Raw genomic sequence first — 14,203 nt, forward strand, 5'->3', positions numbered from 1 at the left:
GACAACGGAAGCGGGCAGTAGAAGGATCGAAGGGAGAGCTTGAATGGGTCAGATTCTGTTCATCGTGTGGCGGGAAAGTGTCGAAGCGCTGCTGGTTGTCGGCATCCTGTACGCGTGGTTGAAAAATGGCGACGACGACGCGCGCCGCGGCCTGCCGTACCTGTGGGGCGGCCTGGCGGCCGGCGTGATCGCGGCGGTCGCGCTCGGCGCGGCGCTGGTCGGCTTCACCGAGGTGCTCTCCGGTGACGCGCAGGATTACTTCCAGACCGCGATGGTGCTCATCGCCTGCGTGCTGATCGTGCAGATGGTGCTGTGGATGAAGCAGCACGGCCGCACGCTGAAGCGCGACATGGAACAGTCGCTGCAAAAGAGCAAGCGCGATTCGAACTGGTGGGGTGTCGCGCTGCTGGTCGCGCTGGCGATCGCGCGCGAAGGCAGCGAAACGGTGATCTTCCTGTACGGCCTCGGCTTCGGCCAGTCGGGTCATGTCGACGGCAGCCAGATGCTCGCTGTCGCGATCGGTCTCGCGCTCGCATTCCTGACCTTCTACGTGTTGCAGCTCGGCGGCAAGATCATCTCGTGGCGGGTCTTTTTCCGCGTCACCGAAATCATGCTGCTGTTCCTCGGCGCGGGGCTGTTCCAGACCGGCATCGACAAGCTGATCGACAAGGAAATCCTGCCGACGCTCGTCGACCAGCTGTGGAATTCGTCGGCGATCCTCGATGATTCGAGCACCTTCGGTTCGCTCGTCGCGACGCTGACCGGCTACCGTGCGCATCCGGCACTGATGAATCTGCTTGCCTATGCCGTCTACTGGGCAGTCGTTTATCTGCTGTTGCGCCGCGCCACTCGCAAGCCCGCGCAGCAAACAGCAGGGCGCGCGGCATGAGCGCCGTGATGGCTTCGCGGCCGGGGCGCCTCGCGGCGGTCGGCCAGTGGATGCAGCGCCATGGCGCGGTGATTCGTGGCATCCAATGGGTCGTGGTCGCGGTGTACGCGTTGCTGATCATCGCGCCCGCGCTGATGCCGCTGCCGGACGATACCGCGCATCTGTGGAGCAACCTGACGCTCGCCGCGCAGTTCGTGTTCTGGGGCATCTGGTGGCCGTTCGTGTTGCTGTCGATGGTGATGCTCGGCCGCGTCTGGTGCGGCGTGCTGTGCCCGGAGGGCGCGCTCGCCGAGTTCGCGAGCAAGTACGGCCGCGGCCGCGCGATTCCGCACTGGATGCGCTGGGGCGGCTGGCCCTTCGTTGCGTTCGGAATCACGACGATCTACGGCCAGATGGTGAGCGTCTACCAGTATCCGAAGGCGGTGCTGCTGGTGCTCGGCGGCTCGACTTTCGCGGCCATCGTGATCGGTCTGCTGTACGGACGCGAGAAGCGCGTCTGGTGCAAATACCTGTGCCCCGTCAACGGGGTTTTTTCGCTTCTGGCGCGCCTCGCGCCGTTTCACTACAAGGTCGACGAAGACGCGTGGCGCCGTTCGTACACCAACGGCGAGCATGGGCACCGGGTGATTCCGATCAACTGCGCGCCGCTCGTGCCGTTGCGCAACATGAAGGGCGCGGCCGACTGCCATATGTGCGGCCGCTGCAGCGGACACCGTGATGCGATCGAGCTGACGTGGCGCAAGCCGTCGACGGAAGTCGTGCAGTTGGGCGACAAAAAGGCGAATCCGTGGGACACCGCGCTGATCCTGTACGGCCTGCTCGGCATCGCGATCGGTGCGTTCCACTGGACCGCGTCGCGCTGGTTCATCGACCTGAAGATGTTCGCGGCGACCTGGCTCGTCGATCACGACATCACGTGGCCGCTCGACACCAATGCCCCGTGGTTCCTGTTCACGCATTACCCCGACCAGAACGACGTGTTCTCGTGGCTCGACGGCTCGCTGCTGATCGGCTACATCCTCGCGACGGCGCTCGTCTATGGCACCGCGCTGCTGCTGTTGCTGACGGGCGCCACGCGCATGCTCGGGCGCTTCAACGCAACGCGGTTGCATCACTTGACGCAGGGGCTGATTCCGATTGCGGGCGCGGGTGTGTTCCTCGGTTTGTCGGCGACGACGCTGTCGCTGCTGCGCGCCGAGCACGTGTCACTGTGGTGGGCGGCGGATCTGCGCATCGCGATTCTCGTGATTGCCAGCGCGTGGAGCGCATGGCTCGCGTGGCTCGTCACGCGTCGCTATAGCGAGCGCTTCGTGCAGCGCGCACTGGCGATGCTGTGGTTCGTCGCGGCGCTGGCGGTCGTCAATAGCGCGTGGTGGCTGATGTTCTGGGGCTGGGCGTCGAAGTAAGTGTTTGGCCTGTGTTCGGTGCGAACGCTGGCGCAAGCGCAAAGAAAAAGCCGTGGAATGGCAACATCCCACGGCTTTTTCATTTTCATCTTCAGCGATGTGCGTCGTTGCGCAGCCGCTTTCGAGTGGGAACCAAAAAAACGGCCTGGCTTGCTGCGACGGCTGGCTTGGTGTCTGCACGAAGGGGTCTAGTTCTCGCGTGCAAGCCGTCGTGGCTGGCTAATGCCTAACACCTCTCGGGGAGGTGGTCCCCACAATACCCGGTACTTACTTCGTGTTGCGTTGCTACTTCGTCAGGATCAGCTTGCCGAGGCGCGTCGCACGTAACTGGTACGTCTCGCCGTTGTGCACGATGCTGATGTGACTATGGCCTTGCAGCAGCGCGTCGCTGCGCACGACCCGTTCCGCCGTCTCGCCTTGGCCGGCGGTGCGTTCCGCGGTGGGCTTCGCCGCTTGCGCGGTCGTCGTCGACGGCTTCGTGCGGCTGGTTAGCGCGGCCGCCGAGCGGCGCAGGCTGAGCGTGGTGGAGCGAGTCATATCGGTCATTCGTTCTAGCCTGTTCGTCGATTCGATGGGATGATTCTAAATGATAACTATTCCTATTTACAAGGGCGAGAAATTCATCGGATTCGACTTTTGATAGCTGAATGAAATGTGCGGCTAGACGACGACCTTGGGGCCATCCTGGACATGGCCCCGCAGCGGCGCGGGCGAGACGCCCGCGCGGTTTCTCAGTGCAACGGTCCCGGTTCCTGTTTGGTCGCGACGTACTGGCGGATCAGTCTCACCGTGTCGATATCGTTCTCGCGATATGCGGACTTGACGATCTCCTGCGTCCGCACGGCGTCCTGATCGGTCGTCGAGACGGGCAGCGTGGTTGCGTACTCGAAGCGCAGGAACAACTGCAGTTCGTCGGGTTGCTCGATCGTCATCGTCAGTGAGCCGCCAACGTGTTCGGCGGTCGGCAGGATGTCGTAGCGCACGCTGTCGCTTTCCTGCAGCGTGACGCGATCGCGCACGGTGGCCTGGCCGTAGTGCAACTCACGCTCGAGCACATTGCCGTCGCGCGACAGGATCGTGCAGCTGTCGAGACCCATCACGAACAGTTGCGGCTGCTCGGCGCGCAACACGAGACCTTCCCACAACTGCTCGCGGGTCATCGATTCGACGAGGGGATTCAACGGATCGTTGATCTGAATGAGGTGTTCGAAATTCAAGTCGACTGCGTCCTATGAAAATATTGCAATGCCCGTGGCCCGAACGGGCGACGTCCGACCGTCCTATGCATCGTCTGGTGCGCCTGTTAAGCGACGGCGAGCGCGGAGCGGATCGAGATCGTGTGCGTGAGGATCTTGTGCACCGGGCATGCATTGGCAATCTGCAAAAGCCGTTCCCGCTGCTCGTCGGACAGTTCGCCGTCGAGCATGATCTGACGGTCGATCGTCGAGCCCGCGTCGCCGGTTTCCATCGACAGTTTGACCCGTACGCTCGCGAGCGGCCAGCCTTTGCGCTGCGCGTACATCTTTAGCGTGATCGACGTGCACGCGCCGAGGCTCGACAGCAGCAGCGAGACCGGTGTCGGGCCGCGGTCGCCGCCGCCTAGCGATTCCGGTTCGTCGGCAATCCATGTGTGCTTGCCGTCGTCGAACACGACCTGGAAATTCGTCGAACCGATGTGGGCGGTGACGGTGGGCTCTGCCATGCGCGCTCCTGTGATAGCGATCATATTGGGTCGCGCGCCTCGGACTGTTGCAATCAACGCGGCTCGCGCGACATGAGCCGATATTGTGACCGAATTTACCAGTGTTCGCGCCCCGAGAGGGGCGATCTGGCGGCGCGCGTTAGCCGGTCAATGCGTGATCGCGCCCATCCGCCCGGCCTGATAGTCGACCACCGCCTGACGGATCTCGTCCTCGGTATTCATCACGAACGGGCCATAGCGCACCACCGGCTCCTTCAGCGGCACGCCGCCGAGCAGCAGCACTTCGAGCGGTTCGTCGCCGGCCGTGATGGTCACCGTGTCGCCGTCGTTGGCGAACACGACCATCGTGCGCGCGTCGAGGTCGGCGCGCGCGTCGCCTTCGCCATACACGCCCTTGCCGGACAGCCCATACGCGAACACGCGATAGTCGGCCGGCACCGGCTGGCGGATCGTCGCGCCCGGCTGCAGAGAGAAATGCTGATACAGGATCGGCGTACGCGTTTCGATAGCGGCCTTGATGCCGAGCGCTTCGCCCGCGATGACCTTGACGCGCACCCGGCCGTCTTCGGACGTCGCGACTGGGATGCGTGCCGACGGGATCTCCTGGTAGCGCGGCGCGATCATCTTGTCGCGACGCGGCAGGTTCACCCATAACTGCAGGCCGTGCACGCGCCCGCCGGTGCGCGTGAATTCCGGGTCGGGCATTTCGCTATGCACGACGCCCGCGCCCGCGGTCATCCACTGGACGTCGCCGGCGTGCAGCGTGCCGGAATGACCCGCCGAGTCCTTGTGGCCGAACTGGCCCTCGAGCACGTAGGTGACCGTCTCGAAGCCGCGATGCGGATGATCGGGCGCGCCGATGGCCTCGCCCGGCGCATAGTCGACCGGCCCCATTTCGTCGAGCAGCAGGAACGGATCGAAGTCCATCAGGAGACGCGTCGGAAACGGTCGATGAACGACGAATCCGCCGCCTTCCACCGTGCGAACCGACGGAAACGTGCGTTCGATCGTGCGTGACGTAGTCATCAATATCACCTCGAAAAATGGGGAATAGCGTTATTTCTGAAACATGGAGCTATTATAGGGACCGTTTTTCGCGGTGCCAGCCGCCCCTCAGCAATGGATTGTTCTGTTTATGGAACGATGAGATGAAGATCGATTCACACAACCTGAACGACCTGATGTACTTTTCGCAGGTCGTCGAACATGGCGGATTTTCGGCCGCCGAGCGGGTGTTGGGCATCTCGAAGTCGCGCCTGTCGCGCCGGCTCACGGAGCTGGAGGCGTCGCTCGGCGTGCGGCTGTTGCAGCGTTCCACTCGCAAGCTCGCGCTGACGGAAGCGGGGCAGCTGTTCTACCAGCACTGTCAGGCGATGCTCAGCGAAGCGCAGGCGGCGGTCAATGTCGTGCAGCAGCTGCGCTCGTCGCCGCGTGGCACGGTGCGCGTCAGCGTGCCGGTCACGATCTCGCAGACGATTCTGTCGACGATCCTACCGGAATTCATGCACCGCTATCCGGAAGTGCGCGTCGTGATGCGCGTGACCAATCGCGTGGTCGATCTGTTCGAGGATTCGATCGACGTCGCGCTGCGCGTGCGTTCCGATCCGCCGGAAAACGCGAACATCGTCGTGCGGCCGCTGTGGCGCACCGAGCAGATGCTGGTCGGCGCGCCGAGCCTGCTGCAGCAGAATGCGCCGCCGTTGACGCCGGCCGACCTGAACCGCTTCGAAACACTCGATGTGCCGACGAGCGACGGCCGCCACGTGTACAACCTGATCTCGCCCGACGGTACGCGCCATGCTCACGAGCACGAGCCGCGTCTCGTGACCGCCGATCTGATGACGATTCGCGAGGCGGTGCTGGCCGGTGTCGGCATCGCCGCATTGCCCGAGATGATGTATGGCGCCGCGTTGAGGGCGGGACTGTTGTCACCCGTGATGCCGGGCTGGAGTTTTCCGACGCCGCAGTTGTACGCGGTGTTCGTATCGCGTCAGGGCATGGTGCCGGCCGTGCGCGCGTTCGTCGATTATCTGGTCGAGATGCTCGATCCCGACGAAGGTAAGCACATCATGGGCGAGTGTCCTGCGCACGGCAACAAAACGGTGGCGCAGGCATCGGTTGCGGCGGCGGCTCCGGTTGCGTCGACGGTGGCTTAATCAGGCGCTTGAGGAAACTCAAGAGTCGCACGGTACGCTGCGGCCGCTATCGCGCTTCGCAAATCGCTTTTAGCATTTAAGCGTGGCCTGTTATGGTTACTTTCAATGGCCGTTTGCTTGAATGCGCGCGCGCACAGGAATATAGTGAAATCCCTTTCGCTAAGGAGTCTCCTATGCGAAAACTCATGGCCGCTATCATAGCGGGCCTGATAGGGCTGACCGCGTTGTCCGTGTCGACCACGGCCCTCGCATGCGGTGATAAGAGCTATCAGTCTTCGGCCGATGGCAAATGATCCCGCCGCCCGAAGGCGCCGAGCGCGCACAAAAAAGGCCTTCATCCGACGATGAAGGCCTTTTACTTTCTGGCCGTGTTTCAACGGGTTTTCGCGTGGACGAGCGTTCTGCTTCGCGTGCCACGCGACCCGTTACTTCGCTTTGGGCTGCGTGACGAAGCCGATCTTCGTCAATCCGCCAGCCTGCGCGGCGGACATCAACTGAGCGACCTTCTCGTACGGCACCTTGCGGTCCGCATCGAGATGCAGTTCCGGCTGCGGGCTCGCCTGCGCGGCCGCGGCGATCTTCGCGGCGAGCGCTGCGTCGTCGACCTTGGTGCTGTCCCACAGCACGTTGCCGTCCGCGTCGATCGACACCGTCACCTGCGCGGGCTTCGTGTCTTCCTTCTGACTGCTCGCATGCGGCAGATCGATCTTGGCCGCGTGACGGATCACCGGAATCGTCACCATGAAGACGATCAGCAGAACCAGCATCACGTCGACGAGCGGCGTCATGTTGATCTCGTTCATCAGGCCGTCGTCATCGTCTCCGGCGAAAGGGCTCATTGCCATTGGAGTGCCTCGTCGATCAGTTGGCGCGGGTCGCGAGACGCAGGCCGTCGCCGCGCTTGGTCGACGACAGACGGGCACCCGTTACGAAGAACGCATGCAGGCCGTGCGCGAAGCGGCTCAGCTTCGCGACGATCGCCTTGTTGGCGCGCGTCAGCGCGTTGTAGCCGAGCACCGCCGGAATCGCGACGAACAGACCGAACGCGGTCATGATCAGCGCTTCGCCGACCGGGCCGGCCACCTGGTCGATCGACGACTGGCCGCTCGCGCCGATCGCGAGCAGCGCGTGATAGATGCCCCACACGGTGCCGAACAGGCCGACGAACGGCGCGGTGCTGCCGATCGACGCGAGAATCGCGAGACCGCTCTGCATGCGCGCGACGCTTTCGTCCATCGTGTCTTTCAGGCAGCGCGTGATCCAGTCCGACACGTCCATGCGGTCATGCAGATGCGGCTGCGTCTGGTGATGATGGTCGGCCGCTTCCTGGCCCGACAGCGCGAGCGCGAGGAACGGATTGTCATGCGGCGTCGAGGCGCCGCCGCCGAGCTTCTTCACGCCGTCGGCGAGGTCGTCCGAATGCCAGAACGCCTGCTCGGCGTTCTTCGTCAGGCGCTTCAGGCGCACCACATTCCACCCCTTGACGACGATCACGCTCCACGACATCACCGACATGATCAACAGTGCGAGCGCGATACCGCGCGTCACGAAATCCCCTTGCGTCCACACGTGCGCCAATCCGTAGTCTTGCATCTCAATTCCTTGTTTTTGAAAGCTTGCTTCAGTCGGTCAGATTGAAGTTGAAAGGCTGGGTGTACGCGGCTCTGACGGGCTCGCCGTTCTCGAGATACGGTTTGCAGGCGCTCGCGCGCATGGCGGCGACGGCCGCGTCGTCGAGACGGCTAAAGCCGCTGCTCTTCTTCAACTCGATGCTTTCGAGCTTGCCGGTCAGGCCGACCACGAAATGGACATACGCCGTGCCGGCCTCGCCGCGGCGCCGCGACAGCGCAGGGTAGTCCGGATGTGCGATGTTGCAATCGAGATGCGACACGTTCTTTGGCGCACTGATGTCCATCGTCTGTTTGCCGATCGCGGGCGCTGCCGCGGCGGGCGGCGTCGCCGGTGCGGCAGGCGCGGGTGGTGTCGGATCGGGCGCCGCGACGGGCGTCGGCGACGGCGCAGCGGCCTCGGGCAACGGAGTCGGAGTGGGAGTCGGCTTTGGCGTGGGCGCTGGCTTCGGCTGGACTTTCGGCTTCGTATGGACGGGCGGCGTCGGCTGAGGCGGCGGCGGTGCGATCGATTGCAGCGCGGCCGGTGCGGCGATCGGTGCGGGCGGCAGCAACTCGGCAGTCATCACGTGCGATTCGAGCGCGACCTGCACGGGCTCGTGACGCAGCGTCATGCTCACGGCGAGCAGCGCGACGTGTACCGCGGCGACCACGGCGGTGGTCGTCAGCACGCGGGAATTCGGGCGGGTGGACGACGCCAGCGGGGCGCCTGCGGTAACGGGGTGCGGAGCCTGCATGGTCAGGGTGGCAGCGCACCGTTCGGGCGGCGCGGCGGACAGGACATCGTCATGTTCGGAAAATCAGCAGCGAAATGAACAAAGTAGTCACGAAACCAATCAGCAATTCCATCTCGAACTCCTTTCGAAGGGGAGAGCGGGGTAGCTGGCTGGTACGAACACTGGCTTGCTGACGGCAGTGGGATAACGCGGTACGGCGGACTGTACTGCGGTTGTGTTGCAGATATGCGGCACTGTCAATGTCGCATTAAGCGTTATATTAAACGCGCATGAAGTATAGGGGCTTTGGGACACTGACACGGCTTGCACCGCGCCCCGCTAGCTAATTCAGGCCGCCTTGCGCTCGTAGAACGTGACCTGCACGACCTCGGCGATGCTCTGCACTTGCTGATGACGCTCGACCACACCGCAACGACTCGCGCACACGCCGCTCTGCAGCATCACGTCGCGCACGGATTCCTCGCATTTGCCGCAGCACGAGGCGACGCCAAGTTCAAACTGCAACTCGTCGAACGAGTCGATGCCGTCCGCGATCGAGGAGCGGATGGTGCGGTCGGAAACGGATTTGCAAACACAGACGATCATGGCAGGCGTCAGCTAACGTTAATGCGAATTATTATCATTTTGTTTGGCTCGTTTGACAAGCGTCGTCTGCGATTTTTTGTAACAAAACCAGCCTCTTAGAATGGATTTCGTCCGAAGAGCGGGCAGCGGATGAGCGAGATCCGGCTCTAGGCGGCGCGGGAATCCGATGCGGCTGTGCGGCGGGAGGGTATCAAGACGCGCTCGACCGCAGCCTCGATCCGCAGCAGTGTGGCGGCCAGTTGCTGCTGATGGATGCCGTCGTCGGTGGAGTAGAAGCGTGGTAGCGGCGTGCTTGCGGCCGGCGTGGCGGCGCGCAGGCCGTGCTGCTCAAGCACGCGTTCGAGTTGGCGAGCGATAGCCACGCTCGTGTCGATCAGCGCGAGCCGCTCGCCGACGATGTCGCGGATCGCAGCGTCGAGAAACGGGTAATGGGTGCAACCGAGCACCAGCGTGTCGGCGCCGGCGTCGAGCATCGGTTGCAGGTAGCTGCGCAGCAGTGCGCGCAGCTCGGCCGAGCCGACGTCGCAGCGCTCGACCGCCTGCACGAGCCCGTGCCCGGGCTGGCAGAGAAAGCGGCAATCGGCGGCGTAGCGTTCGAGCAGTCCCTGGAAGCGGGCGCTGCGCAGCGTCGCCTGGGTTGCCAGCACGCCGGCGACGCGGCTCCTGGATTGCAGTGCGGCGGGCTTGACGCCCGGTTCGACGCCGACTAGCGGAATCGGCAGCTTTTCGCGCACCAGCGCGATCGACTGCGCGGTCGCCGTATTGCACGCGACCACCAGCGCCTTCGCGCCTCGTGCGGCGAGCCATTCGCCGATCGCTAGCGTGCGGTCGGTGATGAAGTCGTCGTCACGCTCGCCATAGGGCGCGTACAGCGAATCGGCGACATACAGCAGCGCCTCGTCAGGCAATTGCGCGCGCACCGCGCGCAGCACCGACAGTCCGCCGAGCCCCGAATCGAAAATACCGATCGGTGCCTGCGACGCGGCGCCAGCGGCAACACTGCGGACAGTCGGGGACGGCGCGGGGACGGGCATAGTGAAGAAAACGAGCGTGACGTGGTGGTCGAAGAAACAGGCGGAGCCAGGGGCAAAGCGCGAGCAAGCGCGCAAGTATATCGCCCACGCGCCGCTACCTCGCGGGATGCTTCAAGGTGCCTCGCTCAGGACTCGACCGAGCCCATCGCGCTTTGCTGGTAGTTCTGGATACCGACCTTGTCGATCAGATCGAGCTGGGTTTCGAGCCAGTCGATGTGCTCTTCGGTGTCGTCGAGAATCTTCGTGAAGATTTCGCGCGAGATGAAATCGCGCACCGATTCGCAGTAGGCAATCGCCTCCTTGCAGGTGCTTTGCGAAATCTGTTCGAGCTTCAGATCGCATTCGAGGATCTCTTTGGTTTCCTCACCGATCAGCAGCTTGTGCAGGTCCTGCAGATTCGGCAGACCGTCGAGCATGAAGATCCGTTCGATCAGCATGTCGGCATGCTTCATTTCGCCGATCGACTCGTCGTACTCGTGCTTGCCGAGCTTATCGAGGCCCCAGTGACCGTACATCCGCGCATGCAGGAAGTACTGGTTGATCGCGGTCAGCTCGTTCTTCAGCTGCGCGTTCAGATATTCGATGACCTTCTTGTCGCCTTGCATGTTATTTCCTTTTTCGGGGACCTTGAATTTCCAACAACAATAAACGCCATGCCCCAAAAAGCCAAGAATCCGACACAAGTTTTGGCGGCGTTTGCGGCCTCGTGCGTGCGGCGCCTTGCGCATGCGTGATGCGGGGCAAAAAAAAGCCGGGACCGCAGCCCCGGCTTTTCGACCGATCCGAGTGGCGCTAATTGCGACTGATCAAGCCGTGGCGACCGGAATCTTGCCGATCTTGGCCTGCCATTCCTTCGGGCCGGTCTGGTGCACGGAGGTGCCGTTCGAATCGACGGCGACCGTGACCGGCATGTCTTGCACGTCGAACTCGTAGATCGCTTCCATGCCGAGGTCTTCGAACGCGAGCACCTTCGCGCTGCGGATCGCCTTCGACACGAGGTACGCGGCGCCGCCGACGGCCATCAGATACGCGGCCTTGTGCTTCTTGATCGCCTCGATCGCGACCGGGCCGCGCTCGGCCTTGCCGATCATCGAAATGAGGCCCGTTTGCGCGAGCATCGTCTCGGTGAACTTGTCCATCCGCGTCGCGGTGGTCGGGCCTGCCGGGCCGACCGCTTCGTCACGTACCGGATCGACCGGGCCGACGTAGTAGATCACGCGGTTGGTGAAATCGACCGGCAGCTTCTCGCCCTTCGCGAGCATGTCGGCGATGCGCTTGTGCGCGGCGTCGCGGCCCGTCAACATCTTGCCCGACAGCAGCAGCGTCTGGCCCGGCTTCCAGCCGGCCACTTCTTCCGGCGTCAGCGTGTTCAGATCGACGCGTTTGCTGGTTTCCGTGTTCGGTTCCCAGTGCACCTTCGGCCATGCGTCGAGCGACGGCGCTTCGAGCCTGGCGACGCCCGAACCGTCGAGCGTGAAGTGCGCGTGGCGGGTCGCCGCGCAGTTCGGGATGATCGCGATCGGCTTGGACGCGGCGTGCGTCGGCGCAGCCATGATCTTCACGTCGAGCACCGTGGATAGGCCACCGAGACCCTGCGCGCCGATGCCGAGCGCGTTGACCTTCTCGTGCAGCTCGACGCGCAGCTCTTCGATCCAGTCCTTCGGGCCGCGTGCGATCACGTCCTGAATGTCGATGGGGTCCATCAGCGATTCCTTGGCCATCAGCATCGCTTTCTCAGCGGTGCCGCCGATGCCGATGCCGAGCATGCCCGGCGGGCACCAGCCGGCGCCCATCGTCGGCACGGTCTTCAGAATCCAGTCGACGATCGAGTCCGACGGGTTCAGCATCGCGAACTTCGACTTGTTCTCCGAGCCGCCGCCCTTGGCCGCGACCTGCACGTCGACGGTGTTACCCGGCACGATCTCGTAGTGGATCACGGCCGGCGTGTTGTCCTTGGTGTTCTTGCGCGCGCCTTCGGGCGGGCTCACGATCGATGCGCGCAGCACGTTGTCCGGGTTCAGATAACCGCGGCGCACGCCTTCGTTGATCATGTCGGTGACGCTCATCGTGGCGCCGTCCCAGCGCACGTCCATGCCGACCTTCACGAACACCGTGACGATGCCAGTATCCTGGCAGATCGGGCGCTTGCCTTCGGCGCACATGCGGCTGTTGGTCAGGATCTGCGCGATCGCGTCCTTCGCTGCCGGGCTCTGTTCGAGCTCGTATGCGCGGCCGAGCGCTTCGATGTAGTCGAGCGGATGGTAGTAGCTGATGTACTGCAGCGAATCAGCGATGCTCTGGATCAGATCTTCCTGTTTGATGACGGTCATGGCTAGCTCAGTGGGGAGGCGCGAATTCTCGGATCGCAGCGCGTGCGGTCAGTCTTGCGCCTTCAGGGGAGTGGAAACCTTGATACCGCCCACGGCGTGCAATGCCGCGGGCTCTTCGAAATGCTTGGGATGCGTGTGCGTGGTGAGGCGGTCGACGAGCGCCATCACGAGCGCGGATACGAGGAACGTGACGTGGATGATCACCTGCCACATGATCGTGTGCGTCGTGTTCTGGTCGGGGCTGATGAAGGTCTTCAGCAGATGGATCGACGAGATGCTGATCAGCGCCATCGACAGCTTCACTTTCAGCACGCCGGCGTTCACATGATCGAGCCATTCCGGTTCGTCCGGATGGCCGTCGAGGCCGAGGCGCGACACGAACGTTTCATACCCGCCGATGATCACCATGATCAGCAGGTTCGAGATCATCACCACGTCGATCAGGCCCAGCACGACGAGCATGATGCTGGTTTCGTCGAGCTTCATCGCGTCGGACACCAGATGCCAGACTTCCTTCAGGAACAGCACGACGTAGACTGCCTGCGCGACGATCAGCCCGAGATACAGCGGCACCTGCAGCCAACGGCTCATGAATACGAGGTGGGGCAGCGCGCGCATAGGGCGGCGCGGACGGGCGGAGGCGGGTCGCGAAGCGGACATAGGCAACGGTCAGATGAAGCGGGGGTGACGGAACACGGGCCAGGCGCCGACGGCGGTGCGGGGCGCGGCCATCGGAGGATCGCGAGACTCGCGTCGGGCGCCGTCTTGTACAGCGTCGGTCGAATCTGCTGCTCTGCGGCGGGCAGCGCGCCCGCCACGCCCGAACTACGATGCGACCGGCGGCACGCTGCGCGCCTTCAGGCTCGCGAGACCGATACCGGCGACCACGCAGGCGAGCGCGATGCCGTGCGCGAGCGTGGGCCGTTCGCCGAGGAACACGATGCCGTAGAGCGCCGCGGCGACCGGCAGCACCGCGCTGAACACGCCGGCGAGACTGCCGGACACGTGGCGGATGCCTTTCATCCACAGCCAGAACGAGAAGATGCTGGCCGACAGCCCGTACCACAGCACCAGCATCCAGACGTTCGATGGCACCGCGCGATAGTCGAAATGCGCGAGCGCGCCGGCGCCGAGCGGCAGCATCAGCAACAGGCCGAACAGATGCGTGTACGCGCAGATGTCGATCGGCGCGAGCGTCTGCGTGAGGCGGCGCGACAGGATGATGTACAGCGATTCGCAGCACACCGCGCCGAGCACCATGAAGTTGCCCGCGAGCGAGCCGCTGCCGGCCGTCGCAAACGCGCCCGCCTGGCCGTGCGCGACATTGATGACGACGACGCCGACGATCGCCAGCACGATCGACGCGAGCGCGCGGCCATCCGGCCGCTCCTTCAGGAGCAGCCACGACAGCAACGCGACGACCGCCGGAATCGTGCTCGTGATCACGCCGGCCGCGACCGCGCTGGTGCGCGCGACGCCGTTGAGCATCAGCAGCGTGAAGCCGAAGGTGCCGAATAGCGCTTGTAAAAACAGGTTGATCCATTCGTCGCGTTTGACGCGGCGCAGTTTGGTCACGCGCAGGAGCGGCCATAGCACGGCCATCGCGATGACGAAACGCAGCAGCGCGAACAGCGGGACGGGAACGAAGGCGACGATCGATTTACCGATTCCGACATTGCTGCCGACCAGCAGCATCGAGGAAATGAGAAGCAGGGCGTAGCGATTCAAGCTGGAAT

The 14,203-nt window shown here is 63.7% G+C and carries 16 protein-coding genes; 3 read left to right on the forward strand and 13 right to left on the reverse strand.

Annotated features, from left to right (window positions below):
* The first annotated feature begins 43 nt into the window (after window positions 1-43).
* Both AB4Y34_RS16285 and AB4Y34_RS16290 read left to right on the forward strand, forming a co-directional pair.
* Entirely contained in the window at window positions 44-889 is an 846-nt protein-coding gene (locus AB4Y34_RS16285; RefSeq protein ID WP_176382350.1) for an FTR1 family protein, read from the forward strand.
* Window positions 886-2,295, forward strand: a complete 1,410-nt coding sequence (locus AB4Y34_RS16290; protein ID WP_176382348.1) for a 4Fe-4S binding protein — start codon at window positions 886-888, stop codon at window positions 2,293-2,295. Before AB4Y34_RS16285 ends, AB4Y34_RS16290 begins: the two co-directional genes overlap by 4 nt.
* Window positions 2,296-2,580: 285 nt before the next feature.
* Here the strand turns inward: AB4Y34_RS16290 and hemP are convergent, their stop codons facing one another.
* The 4 genes from hemP to AB4Y34_RS16310 all read right to left on the reverse strand — a co-directional run bounded on the left by hemP (window position 2,581) and on the right by AB4Y34_RS16310 (window position 5,023).
* Complete coding sequence (gene hemP, locus AB4Y34_RS16295; RefSeq protein ID WP_176109082.1) at window positions 2,581-2,841, reverse strand: hemin uptake protein HemP; 261 nt, start codon at window positions 2,839-2,841, stop codon at window positions 2,581-2,583.
* Between the two features lie 185 nt (window positions 2,842-3,026).
* Window positions 3,027-3,512: an SRPBCC family protein gene (locus AB4Y34_RS16300; protein ID WP_176109081.1), complete on the reverse strand. Its 486-nt coding sequence runs from the start codon at window positions 3,510-3,512 to the stop codon at window positions 3,027-3,029.
* Window positions 3,513-3,598: 86 nt separating this feature from the next.
* Window positions 3,599-3,997: an OsmC family protein gene (locus AB4Y34_RS16305; RefSeq protein WP_176109080.1), complete on the reverse strand. Its 399-nt coding sequence runs from the start codon at window positions 3,995-3,997 to the stop codon at window positions 3,599-3,601.
* A gap of 147 nt (window positions 3,998-4,144) precedes the next feature.
* Window positions 4,145-5,023, reverse strand: coding sequence for a pirin family protein (locus tag AB4Y34_RS16310; RefSeq protein WP_176123512.1), 879 nt, complete (start codon window positions 5,021-5,023; stop codon window positions 4,145-4,147).
* A 122-nt stretch (window positions 5,024-5,145) separates the two neighbouring features.
* On the opposite strand from AB4Y34_RS16310, the gene AB4Y34_RS16315 reads away from it, so the two are divergent.
* Window positions 5,146-6,153: a LysR family transcriptional regulator gene (locus AB4Y34_RS16315; protein WP_176123511.1), complete on the forward strand. Its 1,008-nt coding sequence runs from the start codon at window positions 5,146-5,148 to the stop codon at window positions 6,151-6,153.
* A gap of 425 nt (window positions 6,154-6,578) precedes the next feature.
* On the opposite strand, the gene AB4Y34_RS16320 is transcribed toward AB4Y34_RS16315, so the two are convergent.
* The 9 genes from AB4Y34_RS16320 to AB4Y34_RS16360 all read right to left on the reverse strand — a co-directional run bounded on the left by AB4Y34_RS16320 (window position 6,579) and on the right by AB4Y34_RS16360 (window position 14,195).
* Window positions 6,579-6,998, reverse strand: a complete 420-nt coding sequence (locus tag AB4Y34_RS16320; protein WP_176382344.1) for a biopolymer transporter ExbD — start codon at window positions 6,996-6,998, stop codon at window positions 6,579-6,581.
* A gap of 16 nt (window positions 6,999-7,014) precedes the next feature.
* Window positions 7,015-7,746 carry a MotA/TolQ/ExbB proton channel family protein gene (locus AB4Y34_RS16325; RefSeq protein ID WP_368716609.1) on the reverse strand — a complete coding sequence of 244 codons (732 nt, stop codon included), beginning with the start codon at window positions 7,744-7,746 and terminating at the stop codon, window positions 7,015-7,017.
* 28 nt (window positions 7,747-7,774) lie between these two features.
* Complete coding sequence (locus tag AB4Y34_RS16330; RefSeq protein WP_368716610.1) at window positions 7,775-8,518, reverse strand: energy transducer TonB; 744 nt, start codon at window positions 8,516-8,518, stop codon at window positions 7,775-7,777.
* Between the two features lie 327 nt (window positions 8,519-8,845).
* Window positions 8,846-9,103 (reverse strand): bacterioferritin-associated ferredoxin, encoded by a 258-nt coding sequence (locus AB4Y34_RS16335; RefSeq protein WP_176109074.1) that lies wholly within the window; start codon window positions 9,101-9,103, stop codon window positions 8,846-8,848.
* Window positions 9,104-9,249: 146 nt separating this feature from the next.
* Window positions 9,250-10,137 carry a glutamate racemase gene (gene murI / locus AB4Y34_RS16340; protein WP_176382338.1) on the reverse strand — a complete coding sequence of 296 codons (888 nt, stop codon included), beginning with the start codon at window positions 10,135-10,137 and terminating at the stop codon, window positions 9,250-9,252.
* Window positions 10,138-10,262: 125 nt separating this feature from the next.
* Entirely contained in the window at window positions 10,263-10,742 is a 480-nt protein-coding gene (gene bfr / locus AB4Y34_RS16345) for a bacterioferritin (protein WP_176109072.1), read from the reverse strand.
* Window positions 10,743-10,943: 201 nt separating this feature from the next.
* Entirely contained in the window at window positions 10,944-12,467 is a 1,524-nt protein-coding gene (locus tag AB4Y34_RS16350; protein WP_368716611.1) for a fumarate hydratase, read from the reverse strand.
* 48 nt (window positions 12,468-12,515) lie between these two features.
* Window positions 12,516-13,085: a TIGR00645 family protein gene (locus AB4Y34_RS16355; RefSeq protein ID WP_217709947.1), complete on the reverse strand. Its 570-nt coding sequence runs from the start codon at window positions 13,083-13,085 to the stop codon at window positions 12,516-12,518.
* A 207-nt stretch (window positions 13,086-13,292) separates the two neighbouring features.
* Window positions 13,293-14,195, reverse strand: a complete 903-nt coding sequence (locus AB4Y34_RS16360; protein WP_368716612.1) for a DMT family transporter — start codon at window positions 14,193-14,195, stop codon at window positions 13,293-13,295.
* Window positions 14,196-14,203 lie beyond the last annotated feature (8 nt).

It is taken from the genome of Paraburkholderia sp. BR10954 (genome assembly GCF_040965775.1).
Lineage (GTDB): Bacteria > Pseudomonadota > Gammaproteobacteria > Burkholderiales > Burkholderiaceae > Paraburkholderia > Paraburkholderia youngii.